Source organism: Thalassovita mediterranea, assembly GCA_019448215.1.
In the GTDB taxonomy this organism is placed as follows: domain Bacteria; phylum Pseudomonadota; class Alphaproteobacteria; order Caulobacterales; family Hyphomonadaceae; genus Henriciella.
Map to the genome: position 1 here is coordinate 2,060,241 of CP080408.1, position 15,136 is coordinate 2,075,376.

9 protein-coding genes are annotated in these 15,136 nt (G+C 62.3%); 3 read left to right on the top strand and 6 right to left on the bottom strand.

The annotated features are described in order from the left end of the window. Positions 1 to 17 precede the first annotated feature (17 nt). The 4 genes from KUV46_10300 to KUV46_10315 form a co-directional block, all read right to left on the bottom strand. Positions 18 to 3,926 carry an acyltransferase domain-containing protein gene (locus KUV46_10300; protein QYI99736.1) on the bottom strand — a complete coding sequence of 1,303 codons (3,909 nt, stop codon included), beginning with the start codon at positions 3,924 to 3,926 and terminating at the stop codon, positions 18 to 20. 27 nt (positions 3,927 to 3,953) lie between these two features. Continuing rightward, a complete protein-coding gene (locus KUV46_10305) occupies positions 3,954 to 5,417 on the bottom strand; it encodes a PfaD family polyunsaturated fatty acid/polyketide biosynthesis protein (protein ID QYI99737.1) in 1,464 nt (487 codons plus the stop codon). A gap of 241 nt (positions 5,418 to 5,658) precedes the next feature. Further along, positions 5,659 to 8,478, bottom strand: a complete 2,820-nt coding sequence (locus KUV46_10310) for a phosphoenolpyruvate carboxylase (GenBank protein ID QYI99738.1) — start codon at positions 8,476 to 8,478, stop codon at positions 5,659 to 5,661. A 140-nt stretch (positions 8,479 to 8,618) separates the two neighbouring features. Continuing rightward, complete coding sequence (locus tag KUV46_10315) at positions 8,619 to 9,701, bottom strand: DUF2855 family protein (protein ID QYI99739.1); 1,083 nt, start codon at positions 9,699 to 9,701, stop codon at positions 8,619 to 8,621. A 157-nt stretch (positions 9,702 to 9,858) separates the two neighbouring features. Between KUV46_10315 and KUV46_10320 the strand changes: the two genes are divergently transcribed. After that, positions 9,859 to 10,839: a nitronate monooxygenase family protein gene (locus KUV46_10320; GenBank protein ID QYI99740.1), complete on the top strand. Its 981-nt coding sequence runs from the start codon at positions 9,859 to 9,861 to the stop codon at positions 10,837 to 10,839. A 59-nt stretch (positions 10,840 to 10,898) separates the two neighbouring features. Here the strand turns inward: KUV46_10320 and KUV46_10325 are convergent, their stop codons facing one another. Both KUV46_10325 and KUV46_10330 read right to left on the bottom strand, forming a co-directional pair. Then, positions 10,899 to 12,074, bottom strand: coding sequence for a CoA transferase (locus KUV46_10325; protein ID QYI99741.1), 1,176 nt, complete (start codon positions 12,072 to 12,074; stop codon positions 10,899 to 10,901). A gap of 84 nt (positions 12,075 to 12,158) precedes the next feature. Then, the gene (locus KUV46_10330; GenBank protein QYI99742.1) at positions 12,159 to 13,043 is read right to left on the bottom strand and encodes an ROK family protein; all 885 of its coding nucleotides are present in this window, start codon (positions 13,041 to 13,043) and stop codon (positions 12,159 to 12,161) included. A gap of 94 nt (positions 13,044 to 13,137) precedes the next feature. Between KUV46_10330 and KUV46_10335 the strand changes: the two genes are divergently transcribed. Next, entirely contained in the window at positions 13,138 to 14,316 is a 1,179-nt protein-coding gene (locus tag KUV46_10335; protein QYI99743.1) for an acyl-CoA dehydrogenase family protein, read from the top strand. Positions 14,317 to 14,421: 105 nt separating this feature from the next. Then, positions 14,422 to 15,108, top strand: a complete 687-nt coding sequence (locus KUV46_10340; GenBank protein QYI99744.1) for a protein-L-isoaspartate(D-aspartate) O-methyltransferase — start codon at positions 14,422 to 14,424, stop codon at positions 15,106 to 15,108. The last annotated feature ends 28 nt before the right edge of the window (positions 15,109 to 15,136 follow it).

The window sequence follows — 15,136 nt, forward strand, 5'->3', positions numbered from 1 at the left end:
CGACGCCGGCGCGCCCCCTAGCCAAAAAAATCGGCGATCTTCCGGATGGAGCGCAGCTCTGCGATCTGTTCCGGTTCGACCTCTGGCAGGTTCGGCATCTGCTCACGCAGGGCAGAGAGGATCTCGACCTGCTTGATGGAGTCGACGCCAAGCTCGCCCTCAAGGTCCATATCGTCCTCAAGCATTTCAGGGGGATAGCCCGTCTTGTCAGCGATGAGATTGCGGACAAGTTCGGTCATGTTGACGCCCGCCCGGCCTGCTGCGGGTGGCGCTGCCGGGGCAGGCGCTGGCGCGGCGACGTGGTGACCGTTGCCATTCGCATAGCCATTGCCATTGGCGTGAACGGTCGGGGCCGCTGGAGCAGGCGCGGCGCTGGCCGATGGGCTGAGGAAGGCTGCGATCTTTGCGATCGTGCGAAGCTCTGCGATCTGTTCAGGTTCGATTTCCGGCAGGCTCGGCATCTTTTCGCGCAGGGCAGAGAGGATCTCGACCTGTTTGATGGAGTCGACGCCGAGCTCCCCCTCAAGGTCCATATCGGGTTCGAGCATGTCGGACGGGTAGCCGGTCTTTTCAGCGACCAGGCTGGTTACGAGCGCGGTGAAATCCTGAGCCACTGGCGCGGCAGGGGCTGGCGCTGGAGCGGGAGCAGGCGCTGCCATTACCGGTGCAGGTGAAGGTGCCGGCGCAGCCGGGGCGCGGGCTGGCGCAGGTTGAGGTGCAGGCGGTGCTGCGACTGGTGCTGGCGCGGGCGGGGCCACAGGCTGAGGCGCTGGCGCGGCCTGCGGTTGCGGCGCGGCGGCAGGGACGGCGCTGGCTGAGGCGAGCATCGCCTGCGTTGCCTGCATATACTGGGCATGCGCCGCCTGAAGTGTCTGCATGTAGGCATTGTGCGCCTCCGTCATCTGCGCGTGGATCTGCGCGGCGGTGGAGGCGGGAGCGGTCTGGCGGGGCTCAGTCATGGGCGAAGGTCCTGGCTGGGGTGACTTTACAGAAGAAGGTGTTGGCGGCGTTGGCTTTGAAGCAATCGGGTCTGGAGGGGCTGATAAGGTATCGACAGTCCTGGGCCGGACCTTCTCTGCATTTGGCGGCGGGAGGGCCGCTGCGCCGCCTTTGGGCGGATACGGCTTGTTGTAGTTGGCGCCGGTAAGATCGATCGCGTGCTTGGAGCGGGGTTTGCGCGGTTCGGATGCTGGCATGTTGGCAAAGAGTGCTTCGAGGTCGACTTCATGGCCGAGCACAGCCAGCTTGCCGATGCCAGCGAGGAAGGCGGCGAGGCCGCTGCCCTTCTTGTCATCGAGCGCGACGGCGGTCGCCTTGCCGGGAAGAATCTGGCCGACAAGCGCGGTCAGCACCGTGCCGGGGCCAGCCTCAACAAAGGTGGTGACGCCGGCCTCATGCATCGCCTCAATGATCTCACGGAAGCGCACAGGGCTCTCGATCTGTCCGGCGAGGAGGTCGCGCTGCTTGTCATAGGCAAGCGGGTAGCGTTTGGCCGAGGCATTGGCGAAGACCGGGAATTCAGCCTTGGCAAAGTCCGTCTTGCCGAGCGCCTTGCGGAACGGGGCAACGGCCCCTGCGACGATGGGCGAGTGGAAAGCCGAGGCGACCGGCAGTCGGCGCGCCTTGATGCCTGCTGCTTCAATCGCGAGACGGGCCGTTTCGATGGCGTCGACTGGGCCGGAAAGCACAGTCTGGGTCGGCGCATTGTCATTGGCGATGACGACGTCCGGGTGGTTCTTGAGAATTGGCGCTAGTTGCTCGCTTGATGCCTGCGTCGCCAGCATGGCGCCTTCATTGTCGGCGGCGGCCTTGCTCATCAGCTTGGCGCGTTTGACGGCGGTCGAGAGGGCGTCCTTGTCAGAGAGCACGCCGGCGGCATTGAGCGCCATGATCTCACCAAAGCTGTGACCCGCAGCCATGTCGGCGTTTAGGCCGGACTTCTCCAGCACAGCGAGAACCGCCAGCGACGCGGCTGCGAGCGCGGGCTGTGCGTTCTCCATCGCGGTCAGCGTATCTGCCTGCGCCTTGGCGTCCGCGTCATTGAAGGCAGATGGTGGAAAGGCAAGCCGGTGGAGGCCGAGCTTGCCCGCTTTCTTGTGGCTTGCCGCAAAGTCCCATGCGGCGCGCGCCTCAGGGAAAGCGAGCGCGAGCTCACGGCCCATGCCGACATACTGGCTGCCCTGACCGGGCATGAGATAGGCGAGTTTTCCGGGCGCAGCCTTGCTGAGGCTGATGCTGGCGCCTTTCGGCAGGGGCGCAGTTTCGGCTGTGCCTGCGCGAATGAGCGAGGCAAGCTTTGCGGCCTTGGTCGCGAAGTCCTTATTGTCGCTGGCCGTAATGGCCGCGCGGCAGACCGCGTCAGCGGCAAATGAGGCGTGGCTGTCGCTGGCCGCGATGGCGAGGTCTTCCTCATGCACCAGCTTCGAAGCGATGGCCTCGATAGACTTGGCGAGGTTGTCCGGCGTATCGGCCGAAACCATGACCAGCTCGGCTGGCAAAATGCGGTCGGGGTGAGGGGCGAGCTTGCCGGTATATTCTTCCAGCGTGACGTGGAAGTTTGAGCCGCCGAAGCCGAAGGAGCTGACAGAGGCGCGGCGGGCATGCGATTTGTCCCTGATCCAGGGGCGCAGCTCGCGGTTTACATAGAAAGGTGACCCAGCGAGCGCAGGTGCGGGCTGGTCGACTTTCAGCGTCGGCGGCAGCGCCTTGCGCGAAAGCGCCATGACGGTCTTGATGAGGCTGGCTGAGCCTGCAGCTGACTTGGTGTGGCCGATCTGCGATTTCACAGAGCCAATGGCGCACCACGGATCGGAGACGCTTTCGCCTTCCTCGCAGAAGACGAGCTTGAGGCCGGAGATTTCGGCGGCGTCGCCAGCCTTCGTGCCGGTGCCGTGTGCTTCGACCAGTTCGACGGAGCGCGGGTCATAGCCCGCCTGTTCATAGGCGCGCTCAAGCGCGCGGGCCTGCCCATCAGGCAGCGGCGCATAGATCGCCGTGGCGCGGCCATCAGAACCTGCGCCAATACCTTTGATGACAGCGTGGATACGGTTGCCATCCCGTTCAGCATCGGCGAGGCGGCGGAGCGCCAGTATGCCGATCCCTTCGCCAAGCATGGTGCCGTCGGCCTTGTCGGAGAAGGGACGGCAATCGCCCGTCGGCGACAGGGCCGGCGTCTTGGAGAAGCACATATACATGAGGATGTCGTTCAGCGCGTCGACACCGCCCGTCAGGACAAGGTCGCTGTCGCCAGCGCGAAGCTCATGAATGGCGCCGTGCAGCGCGGAGAGGGATGAGGCGCAGGCCGCATCGGTCACATAATTCGAGCCGCCAAGGTCCATCCGGTTGGCGATCCGCCCGGCAACGACATTGCCGAGAAGGCCGGGGAAGGTGCTTTCCTTCCATTCGGAGAAATTCTCTGAAATCCTGTCGGCGATTGCCTGCACCTGCGTTTCTGGCAGGCCGGCCTCGCGCAGGCCCTTTACCCATGAGGGGCGCTGAAGGCGGCCTGACATATGGCCGACGAGTTCGGTCGCGGATGCAACGCCGAGGATGCAAGAGGTACGCTTACGGTCGATCGTGCCATTGGTCGCCTTCTCAGCCTCATCCAGTGCGGTCTGGGCGACCATGAGGGCGAGCAGCTGGGCGCTGTCAGTCGCGTCGATCTGGTTCGGCGGGATTCCAAAGGAGAGCGGGTCGAAGCCCTTCGGCGAGAGAAAGCCGCCGCGCTCGCCATAGGTCTTGTCGCGGGCGCGCGGGTTGGCATCGTAATAGTCCTCGATCAGCCAATGGGTCGGTGGGACCGGCCCCAGCGTATCGACGCCTTCTGCGATATCACGCCAGAAGCCCGGCGTGTCCCCGCGGCCCGGGAACATGGCGCCATAGCCCACGATTGCGATGTCTGCTGGTCCTGACGTTCTGTCTGCCATTTTGTGTCTCAGCCCCTCAGCCAGAGATTACTCGAAAAGCCCCGCCCTGTAGTCGAAAGCAGATTGTGGAATGTTCTCTCCGCACGCGCGCCGCGCCTGGAGCCTTGTGAGATGCGCGGCCCCGTCGAGCAGGTTGAGCGCAATCTGTTTCACGGTGCGCGTCTCGAGCGCTTCAAGGGGGCTTCCCTTTACCCATTCATTGAAGGCGCCCATCGCCGGGCCGCACCAGATCTGATAGTCGCGCAGCCGGCTCTCATCGCCCTCGCGCGCCCATTGCGCGCCGAAGAACAGATAGCGCCGGAAGACGAGCGCCAGCTGGTGGTGCGGGTCGGCTTCGGCCTTTGCGAGCTCTTTGGGATTGGTGCCGCTCATATAGGCGCGGGTCTTCTCCCAAGCGGTGGCATAGGGCTCACCGAGCGCAGTTTCGATGAAGGCCTGCTCCTGCGCCGTACAGTCGGCAAAGCTGGCGCGTGTCTTGTGAATCTCGCGCATCCGCTTGCCGCGCATGGCGAACAGCGTCCCGCGCTTGAGAACCTGCACCTCTACACCCTGTTCGAACATGTCGGCGGCGGGAGCCATGGCGATATCTGCCGGGCCTGCTTCGGCGAGCAGTTTGCGCCCGGCGAGAGAGAGACCGGATTCCACGGCAGCCTGATTGACCGAGCCGGTGATGATGTAGGCTGCGCCCATCTGGAAAGCGGCGGCGGCGGCCCAGGGCGTGCCGATACCGCCGCCAAGGCCGATGCGGATATCGTCGGCGTTGAGGCCATGCTCTTCGCAGACCTGGCGGCGCGCCTGAACCAGCGAGGAAAAAAGCGGACCAGCGGCGCGGTTATCAGTATGCCCGCCGCTATCGGCTTCAGCAGTGATGTCGAGCGCGACCGGAACGGTGGCGGCGATCTCTGCCTGCTCGGGTGTGATGTCCCCCCGGGAGACAAGCTGTTTCAGAATGGCATCGGGGGCAGGGGCCATGAACTGGCGCGCAACTTCGGCGCGCGAGACCTTGGCGAAGACGTGCGTGCTACGCTTGATGCTGCCATCGGCGGCGCGTGACAGGCCTGCTGCACTGTAGCGGACGATCTCAGGCGATAGCTGCATGAAGGCAGAGGCCGAGACGCGGGCCACACCGCGCGAAAGGAAGAGGTCGACGACGGCGCGTTCATAGCCCGGCTGCTGCGGCGTATGGATGAGGTTGGCACCCCAGGCGGGCGCGCCTTTGCCGAGGGCAGCCTCGATCTCATCAAGACCTGCGGCAATCGTTTCCGGCTTGAGGCCCGCGCTGCCGTAAAAGCCGACAAGCCCGGCCTGCACCGCGGCAATGACCATGCGCGGGGTCGCAATGCCGCGCGCCATTTCGCCGACGATATAGGCAAAGCGGCTGCCATGCGTCTTGGTAAAGGCATGATCGCCCAGCCAGTCTGCGTAGACCGCTGCAGCGTCGTTCTGATCGTCTTGTTTGGTTAAGGGGGGCTGTCGCGTCTCAACCTTCATGGCCGGGCCGCTATGTTGACTAGGTTCCCAATGCTGAATCCGCATCCGTCAGCTATTCCCCTACAGGTTGTGGATTAGACCCTGTTTCGGGGGGAGTTGCAATGTACAAGCCACCATTTTTCGCAGATGCAGCAAAAGTTCGATGGAGGCGTGGCGCGAATACCATGATGCGGGCTAAGCTGTTGCAAATGCAACAGATAACGCCGAAGTATAAATGTCTATATATGGGACAGGTTGTGCCCTATCCCCATGCGCCGAAGGCATGACTTGTCGCGATTGATAGCCGCGATATGAGGCCGCTGCAGAGGCGCAGCGGTTCTATCAATTCCTGGTGGATTCTGTCATAGCCCGCCCGGCTTTGCGCGCCGCTTTCATGGCCGGGCTCATTGATGTGCTGGAACAGGTCAGCTTCGCCGCGTGACGGCGGATAGATTTCCTCCAGCAGATCAGCGGCTTCATCGATCCGCATGGCGAGAACGAGCGAGATGATGTCGCTGCGGCTGGTGTCGTGGCGGGCAGAGAGGTCACTGAGGCGGCCCGTGAGGCTGAGCGCGTACAGCATCAACGCCTGACGGATGGCGTGCAGGGCATGGAAGTCGAGCCGGTTCTCATGCCGGCTCTCAACACTCGGCGCATCGTCGAGCGACGCGATCAGTGCATCGAACTCAATCAGGTCTACGCTGAGGCGGTTGGCGATCTTCTGCAGGCTGGCGGCAGTATGGTTTTCGCCGAGCGTATCTGCGACACGGCGAAGGGCGCCCGCCTGTGAGACATCGCCATGCCGCGACACTGCGAGCCAGACATGCGGATCGAAGACACTGGCATAACCACGCAGGACGGGCAGGCTGGTCAGCATCCGGGCGCGGGTGGCCAGCATGATGAGAGCATGGAGGCGCGGCGAGGCATTGATGATGTCGCGCATCCGCTCTTTCTCGCGCGGCATGGCAGAGCCAATCCCGCAGGCGGAATTCAGCGGCACGCCAAGCTGCTGGAGCATGGCATTGTGGGAGATGGCGCGGATGGCAGACGGCCCGCTTGGCCCGCCCGCGCGTTTGACCGGACGCGAGCCTGCCTTGACCAGGAAGCCAGAGGTGAAACCGCCCAGCATTTCCTCATAGTCGTGGTCGACAAACAGCGTCTCATGCCAGTTTCGGAGCGCGCGGTAGGCGTCCCAGACAAAGTCTGTCTGTGTGTAGAAGGCGTCATCCTCAGTGGATGGTGGCTCTGACAGGATGTGTTCGCAGAAGGCGGCATAGGTGGCGCGCGAAAGCTCTGGCGTTGCAAAATGCAGGAAGCCGTCGCCGCCCTGGAAGCTCACTTCGTGGATGGGCTGGATGTCTCGGGCGAAAAGTTCGCCGCGTGTCCATGGCGTCAACAGATGATCGTGGCGCTGCTGGAAGGTTCCGGGATAGGCGCCGCGTCCGATCGACTCGCCGTGCGTATTGAAAACGAGGAGGCCCGTGCCGGGCAGGACGTCGCCCAGCGCGCGTCCGATCAGGCTGTGTATCCGCTCGATCGCCATATTGCCGGCGACCTGTCCGATGAAGCGGCCTGAGTCTGAAAAACCAAGCTGGATAGAGAGATAGCCGCGGGTTCTGACATAGTCCCTGAAGGAGGCTTCCTCGAGCAGCCGCTCGACGAAACGCCCACCAGTTTCCAGCGCTTCCGGTGTTTCGAACAGGGGTGAGATATCGAGGGCGTGGTCGACGCCGTACTGGCGGGTAAGGTGCAACGCCCCCATCACTGTAGCGGGGTTCTCGCTCTCTGCGATGAGGAAGCGGATCGGTGAGCCCGCATCGATGTGTTTCAGGATCTGCGCGCACATCATGAACTGGCGCCGCGCGGTGGACTGTTCGAGGAAGAGGTCCGCGAAGTTTACAGGGCGCACCTCGGTCTTTCCGGCCATCTCAGAAAGCTTGCTGAGGGCAAGGCGGCCAAGCTCGCTGTCTTCGGTTTCGAGGTCGAGGTCGCGCTGAAGGACGGTGCGCACTTGCGCGGCGTTCACGCGAAGATGGATGCGGGCCGTGCCAAGCTGGAGCGCGTCAATTTCGGCGCGCAGGATCATCAGGGCGGCGGCTGTCTCGTCAGGTGTTTCCGTATTTTCGATCAAGGACGTCAGCGGATCGGTCAGGATGGCCGCGTCTGTGATCTTTGCGTCGGAGGCGGCGGTCAGGAAATTGGCCGCGTCGCTGAGAACGTCCGGGTCTGACAGGTCCTGGCCGAACTTTTCGGCGGCTGCTTCGGTATGGGCCTGCGCAGCGGCTAGTTTCTTCTCGAGCGCGGCCAGCGTCTCGAATTCTGCGAAGTTGGAGAGACGTCCGCGATAATAGGCGAGCTGGGCTGCCTTCTCGCGCAGGCGCAGCGTGATCGATTGGGACCAGTGAATATCCGTGCGTCCATCAAGGTCATAGCCGACCCAGCTTGCGAGTGTGGGGAGGACCGGGCGCAAGCTACGCCAATCGTCGAGGGACTTTCGGGCCGTGTGCACGACGAGGCTGGCATAATGACCGGCGGCGTCCTGCGCATTCGCGATCGCGTCCTGCGCCTCTTCATGCTCATGGGTCAGCGTGATCTGGTCCGGCCAGTCCGGCTGCGGGTCGCTGGCGACAGATTTGAGGGTGGCGAGTTCGCTCTTGCCGGGCTGGCTTGCATAGTCCGCGAAGGCACGCCGCAGACGCTGGGAGAGCGCGAAGGTCGGGTGAGCTGTGAAGACGATGCCGCCCGCATTGCGTGTCACGATTTCGCGAAACCGCTCTGGGTCCGACTTCGCGAGAGCCGAGAGCTGCGCGCTCACCCCGGCGAACGCATCTTTCGGTTTGCCGATCTCGGTGTGCTGGGCCCTGAACTGGTCGGCGCGCGCCTGCAGTAGGTCAAAGTGCAGCACGTCCACCGTTTCTGCGACGCTAGAGAGGCTGGTGCGACCGGCCTCAAGGTCCTGAAAAAGCTGGAGTGCGAAGGAGAAAACCGAATTGGTCAGCGGGTCGCGATCAATGCCCTCGGCATGGTCGCGCAGGAATTTGCGGATGCGGGCCGGGTCAAGCGGCGTCTTTCTGGTCGGCATGTGATCGGTCTCCCTGAAAGCAAGATAGCGTCTGAACGCTCATCTTGTTCAGCAGGACGGTCTGACCAGTGCCGGTCAAGGCTGAGGGCGGGCAGGCGCGGGACCGATCCCGCATCTGCCTGCCGACAGCGCAGAACTCACTAGAGCGACGCCATGATGCCGCGGCTCGGGGCGACCTTGTTGTCGAGGAAGTCGCGCCAGATGGCGGCGACCGCATCGGCGCCCTTTACCCGTTCAACCTCGATCTCTTTCGACGCCTCGCGGGCAAGGCGCGCGCTCGCCTCGCTGGCTCTCATATAGAGCACGCCGGGGCCCCAATCCTTGTTGCGCTTGGCAATCTGCGACGGCGCAAAGAAGAAGCGCGGCTCTGCCCCAGGGAGGCCGCTCGCCCGGCCTGCGCTCTCCCAATGGGTCGCGCCAACCATGCAGCTCTCGACCATGTTTTCCTGAAGATGGTTGTGAAGCGTCACGGTGAGGTCGCGGTTGCCGGACATGTCGACATAGGCGGTCTTTACCGACTGATCGATCTTCTCTTCCTCGCCATAGAGGAGGACCTCATCGCAGCAGCCGAGGTTTTCCACGAACGCCTTGTTGCCCGCCGAAGTCAGCCCGATGACGCGTTTGCCCGCCTTGCCATCCTCCTTGATGAACTGGGCAAGGCCAAAGCCCGTCTTCGATGAAACCGAGCCGATCACGACCTGCTCCGCTCCGAAATAATCATTGTCGGTCAGATAGTCGTAGAGAACGAAGGAGGTGATGAAGAGCGGGAAATAGAGGCTGCGCTCATCTTCCATAGTTCGCAGGGCTTCCGGCTCTCCGGACAGGCGGCGGTACTGGTTGTAGACCGCAGCGAGGTCCGCACGGTGCGGGGCGGCGTCCATGAAATAGTCGTCCTTAACGCTCCCGACGTTGAGCACTGTTTCGTTCGCCATCGGGAAGAAGCCATAGAGCCGTTCACCCACCGCAATGTCCGGACTGCGCGATTCAACGACGTCGCCAAAGCCCCAGACGGTGACCTTGCCCCAGCCGTCTTCGGCCGGAAAGAAGCGCCAATAGCCAATGGCGTCACCAGAGATCGCATAACTCACATTGTTCGAGGTGATCGCGAACTTGTCGATGGCGACCCGGACCTGTCCGTCCTCGAGTGGGGCTTGTGGCCGGGTGACAGGTTTCGTCTTCCGGTAGTCGCTGCGATTTATCCAGAGCTCGCTGACATCAGCCATCGGGTCGGTCCTTCCCTTAAATCTTTTATCTGGCGCAAGAATGAACTGTCTGAAGGCGAGTGCAAGGGGCGGGTGATTTGCTGCCGCGAGGGCAATCCTTCGCAGGGGCGAATGATTGTCCTATCAAGGGCGGGAAAACATGATTTGAGGAGACGACATGGCCATCAAGACACGGATCACCGAACTGCTCGGCATTGAGCATCCGATCGTTCAGGGCGGTATGCAGTGGGTCGGTTATGCCGAAATGGCAGCGCCTGTTTCGAACGCTGGCGGCCTTGGCCTTCTGACCGCGCTGACGCAGCCAACGCCGGAAGACCTCGCCAAGGAAATCCAGCGCACCAAGGACATGACCGACAAGCCGTTCGGTGTGAACCTCACCATCCTGCCGGCCATCAAGCCTCCGCCATATGCAGAGTATCGCCAGGCGATCATCGAGGGCGGTATCAAGATCGTCGAGACCGCTGGCTACAAGCCGCAGGAGCATGTCGACGAGTTCAAGAAGCACGGCATCAAGGTCATCCACAAATGTACCGCTGTGCGCCACGCGCTCTCGGCTGAGCGTATGGGCGTCGACGCGATCTCGATCGACGGTTTCGAGTGCGCCGGTCACCCGGGTGAGGACGACATTCCAGGCCTCATCCTGATCCCGGCGGCTGCCGACAAGGTGAAGATCCCGATGCTGGCTTCTGGCGGTATCGGCGATGGCCGTGGTCTTGCTGCGGCTCTGGCGCTCGGCGCTGACGGCATCAATATGGGGACGCGTTTCTGCGTCACCAAAGAGGCGCCGATCCACGAAAACTTCAAGAAGCAGATGGTCGAGAATGATGAGCGCGACACCAAGCTCATCTTCCGCACGCTACACAACACGGCCCGCGTGATGAAGAACAAGGTGTCGGAAGAGGTCGTCGCGATCGAATCCAAGGGCGGCGCCAAGTTCGAGGACGTCCAGCACCTCGTTGCAGGTGTCCGTGGCCGCAAGGCGATGGAAGAGGGAAATGCAGATGATGGCATCTGGTCGGCCGGCATGATCCAGGGTCTCATCCACGACATTCCAAGCGTGCAGGAACTGATCGACCGGATCGTTTCCGACGCTGAAGAGATCATCAAAAAGCGGATGGCGAATTTCGTCGTCAGCTAAGCCAGAATAGACTGATTGCTGAAGGGCGCCGGATTGTTTCAACCCGGCGCCCTTTTTCTTTATTCGCTGAGCAGGACGCCTTTTTCCGTCAGCTCAGACACGCGGGCTTCATCAGCACCGATCCAGTCTTTCAGGGCATCGACATTGTGCTCGCCCCGGCGTGGTGGTCGCATGCCTGCGGTGATGCCGCTCTTCGACTGAGAGAACTTGTAGGGTGACTGAACCGTGCGTCGCGCATTGCCCTTGTCGTCCTCGACATCGACCAGAATGCCATTCGGCCCAACACTGGTCTGCGAGAAGGACTCCTCGCCGAACTTGCGTACCAGACCCCAGGCGAGGTTCATTCCGTCCAGCGCCTTGGTCAGTGCCTCAAAGCTTGGATAGGAGAGGATGTGTTCGGTGACCGCCTTGTGGCGGGCAGCGACTTTCGCTTCGAGGTCCGCGCCTTTCGGGGTTGGGTCGACGAGGCCCGCCTTTTCGGACAGCACGATCCAGATCCATTTCATGTCAGACGCGATCAGGATGCGCTTGCCTTCCGGCGCGTCCCAGACTTGGTTCTCCTTCGGTTTCGGCCAGACGCCGTCAAGCGCCCAGTGGGCGTAGTCGTCCGTCGCATGAATCACGTTGATCATGGCGATATCGACATGCTGGCCCTCGCCCGTCTTCTCGGCGACGCGCAGGGCGGCGAGCAGACCGACGAGGCCGTGCAGCGAGCTATAGCTGTCGGCGAGAGAGTATTGAAGGTCAGTCGGCTGTCCGCTGCTAATCTCTGCCTGACGGGCGATAAGCCCCGCTTCTGCATGTACGACCGGCGCATAGGCGGCGCGCTTTGCCTCCGGCCCCGTCTGGCCAAAGCCAGAAATGGACAGCATGACGAGCTTCGGATTGACCGCGTGCACGCTCTCCCAGTCGAGACCAAAGCGCTTCATCACGCCGGGGCGGAAATTCTCCACCAGCATGTCGGCTTGTTTGCAAAGCTCCAGCACCAGCTCATGTGCGCCTTCGGCCTTGAGGTCGATGCAGATATTCCGCTTGCCGATGTTCTGCTGAAGGTAAAAGCCAGCGACGCCCTCATCCGACTTGCCGAAATGGCGGGTGACATCGCCTTCGGGCGGCTCGATCTTGAGGACGTCCGCGCCGAGGTCAGAAAGCATCCGCGTCGCAAAAGGGCCGGCCAGAACACGTGAAAGATCAAGGACTTTCAGTCCTTCGAGTGGAAATCCCTTTATGTCCATGATGCATGCTCCCTCTTGGTCTTTTTTTGCTGCAAGCGTTCTAGACCGGGAGTTCATTCCAGCACAGGCTGACCCCGCGTCCGCTCACTGCGCGCCTTGCTGACCGAGCAGGATGGCGCCGATGAGCCCGGCATTGTCGCCAAGGCCCGGCGTGCTGATCAGTTCGCTTGAGGGGGCGTGTTCGAGATAGCCGCCCATTTGCTGGTCGAAGGACTTACGGATGCGGAAAATCAGGTGTGGCGTGAGCATAAGCCCGCCGCCAAGGATGATCCGCTCTGGCCGGAAGGTGAGGGTGAGGGCGCGGGCGGCCTGCGCGAGATAGTCGGCCACGATATCCCAGACGGGGTGATCGGCAGGGAGGTCTTCCGGCGCACCGGCCCGCGCACGAATGGCGCGCACGGATGCGAGGCCTTCAAGACAGTCGCCATGGAAGGGGCAGACGCTCTCAAAGTCTTCGTCGCCAGGACGACGGCGCAGCGCGATATGGCCAAATTCGGGGTGTGATGGCCGCCCCAGAAAATCGCCATTGGCATAGAGCCCGGCCCCGATGCCTGTCCCGACCGTGACATAGGCGGCTGAGGCGCAGCCTCGCGCGGCGCCGTGGCTCATCTCTGCGAGGAGGGCGCCGTTCACGTCCGTATCCAGGGTGACTGGCAGGCCGAGCGTTTCGGCAAAATGAACGCGGAGGTTCGTGCCGGACCAGCCCGGCTTTGCCGACCCGGTGATTGTGCCATAGCTCGCCGAGCTTGGGTCGACATCTATCGGGCCGAAACTGGCAATGCCGAAGCTCTTCAGACTGCCGGGCCCAGTCTGTTCGATGAACCAGCCTGCGGCGGTAGCCAGCGTCTCTTGCGGCGTGGTCACGGGCACACGGTGTGTCGCGACCAGCGCACCTGACGCATCAGCAAGACCGCATTTGAAGGTCGTGCCGCCTGCGTCAATGCCGCCATGAAGCGCGTTATCCGACATCTGCCTTGTGACCTTTTACCCTATCAGACCTGCCAGACTATGCAGCCCGCGCTTCAATGGATAGGTCTTTGTCCGCTTCAAGGAGACAGACCCCATGACCTATCCCGACCAGAAACTTGCCGAGGAAATTGGCGCACGTGTGGAAGCCTTTGTGCGCGATGTCGTGGCGCCATATGAGCGCGACCCGCGCCTTGGCGACCATGGCCCATCGGAAGATCTGGTCGTCGAGATTCGGGCGAAAGCCCGCGAGGCTGGCGTGATGACGCCGCATATCCTGAAAGATGGCAGCCACCTTTCGCAACGCGGCACCGCCTATGTGCTGCAGAAGACAGGCCTGTCGCCGCTCGGCCCCGTGGCATGCAATACCGGCGCGCCGGATGAGGGGAACATGTTCCTGCTCGGCAAGGTCGCGACGCCAGAACAGCATGAGCGCTTCCTGAAGCCGCTTGTCTCTGGTGAGGCGCGCTCTGCCTTCTTCATGACCGAGCCAGCCGAGGATGGCGGCGCCGGGTCTGACCCGTCCATGATGAAGACGACCGCAAAGCAGGACGGCAATCACTGGGTCATCAATGGCCGCAAGACCTTCATTACGGGCGCTGAGGGCGCAAAGGTCGGCATTGTAATGGCGAAGTCTGATGAGGGCGCATGCATGTTCCTTGTCGATTTGCCGAATGACGCGATCCGGATTGAGCGCGTGCTCGACACGATCGACAGCTCCATGCCGGGCGGCCATTCCGAAGTCATTATCGATAATCTGCGCGTGCCGGCGACTGACATGCTGGGCAATCCGGGCGAGGGCTTTCGCTATGCGCAGATCCGCCTTGCGCCCGCGCGCCTGTCGCACTGCATGCGCTGGCACGGCGTGGCGACCCGGGCGCAGGAAATCGCGACCGAATATGCGTGCAAGCGCCAGGCGTTCGGCAAGCTGCTGGTCGACCATGAGGGCGTCGGCTTCATGCTGGCCGAAAACCAGATCGACCTGCAGCAATCCTCGCTGATGATCGACTGGTGCGCCGATGCGCTCGACCGCGGTGAGAACGGCAATGTCGAAAGCTCTATGGCAAAGGTTGCTGTGTCCGAAGCGCTGTTCCGCGTGGCCGACCGCTGCGTCCAGGTCATGGGCGGTATGGGCGTCAGCCGGGACACGATTGTCGAGCAGCTTTTCCGCGAAGTTCGCGCCTTCCGCATCTATGACGGACCGACCGAAGTGCACAAATGGTCGCTGGCGAAAAAGATCAAGAAAGCTGAATTGGCCAGGACTGGCGTGAAATAAAAGCGCCTTACTTAGCCTCTTTAAAACAATGTATTAGCGCCTTCTTTCGCCTTGCTGGATGGCGAGACAGAGGAACGCTGTCTCGTGAACGGCCGTTTGTCTGGCATGAAACGTTCGAAAACAGAGGCTAAAAATGAGAAGCTCTTTGCCTCCGAGAGACACAGAATGGTGCGGCGCCAGCTGAAAGGTCGCGGGATACGCGACAAGGCAGTGCTGCGCGCAATGAAAGCCGTTCCGCGCGAGCGTTTCGTGCCAGAGAATCTGAGAGAGTTTTCCTATGATGATGGTCCGCTTCCGATCGGCGAGGCGCAGACCATCTCTCAGCCCTATGTCGTCGCCTTGATGATCGAGGCCGCCGGACTGACGCCGCAGTCGCGCGTGCTCGAAATTGGCGCGGGGTCTGGCTACTGCGTTGCAATCATGTCCCGGCTCGCCGGCAAGGTGTTTGCCATAGAGAGAAATGAAGCCCTGGCGAGCGAGCTGCCTGTCCGGCTTGCCGAACTTGGTTGCGAGAACACCGAAATCCGCGCGGGCGACGGCTCTGCTGGCTGGGTTGATGAAGCGCCTTTCGATGCAATCATCGTGTCGGCCGTTGCACCGCACATCGCCGAGCCTTTGCTAAGCCAGCTGGCACCTGATGGCCGGCTCATCGTGCCGGTGGCGCGTGGGGCTGACGATCAACGACTGATCAGGGTCACACGGCGGGGTGAAGACGACTTCTCAGAAGAAGATCTGGGCGGCGTTCACTTCGTACCGCTGATTGGCGAAGAAGCGTTCGCGCCTGCAGAGTAGGTGGTGCTTTTCAAATCGCGTGGCCCCG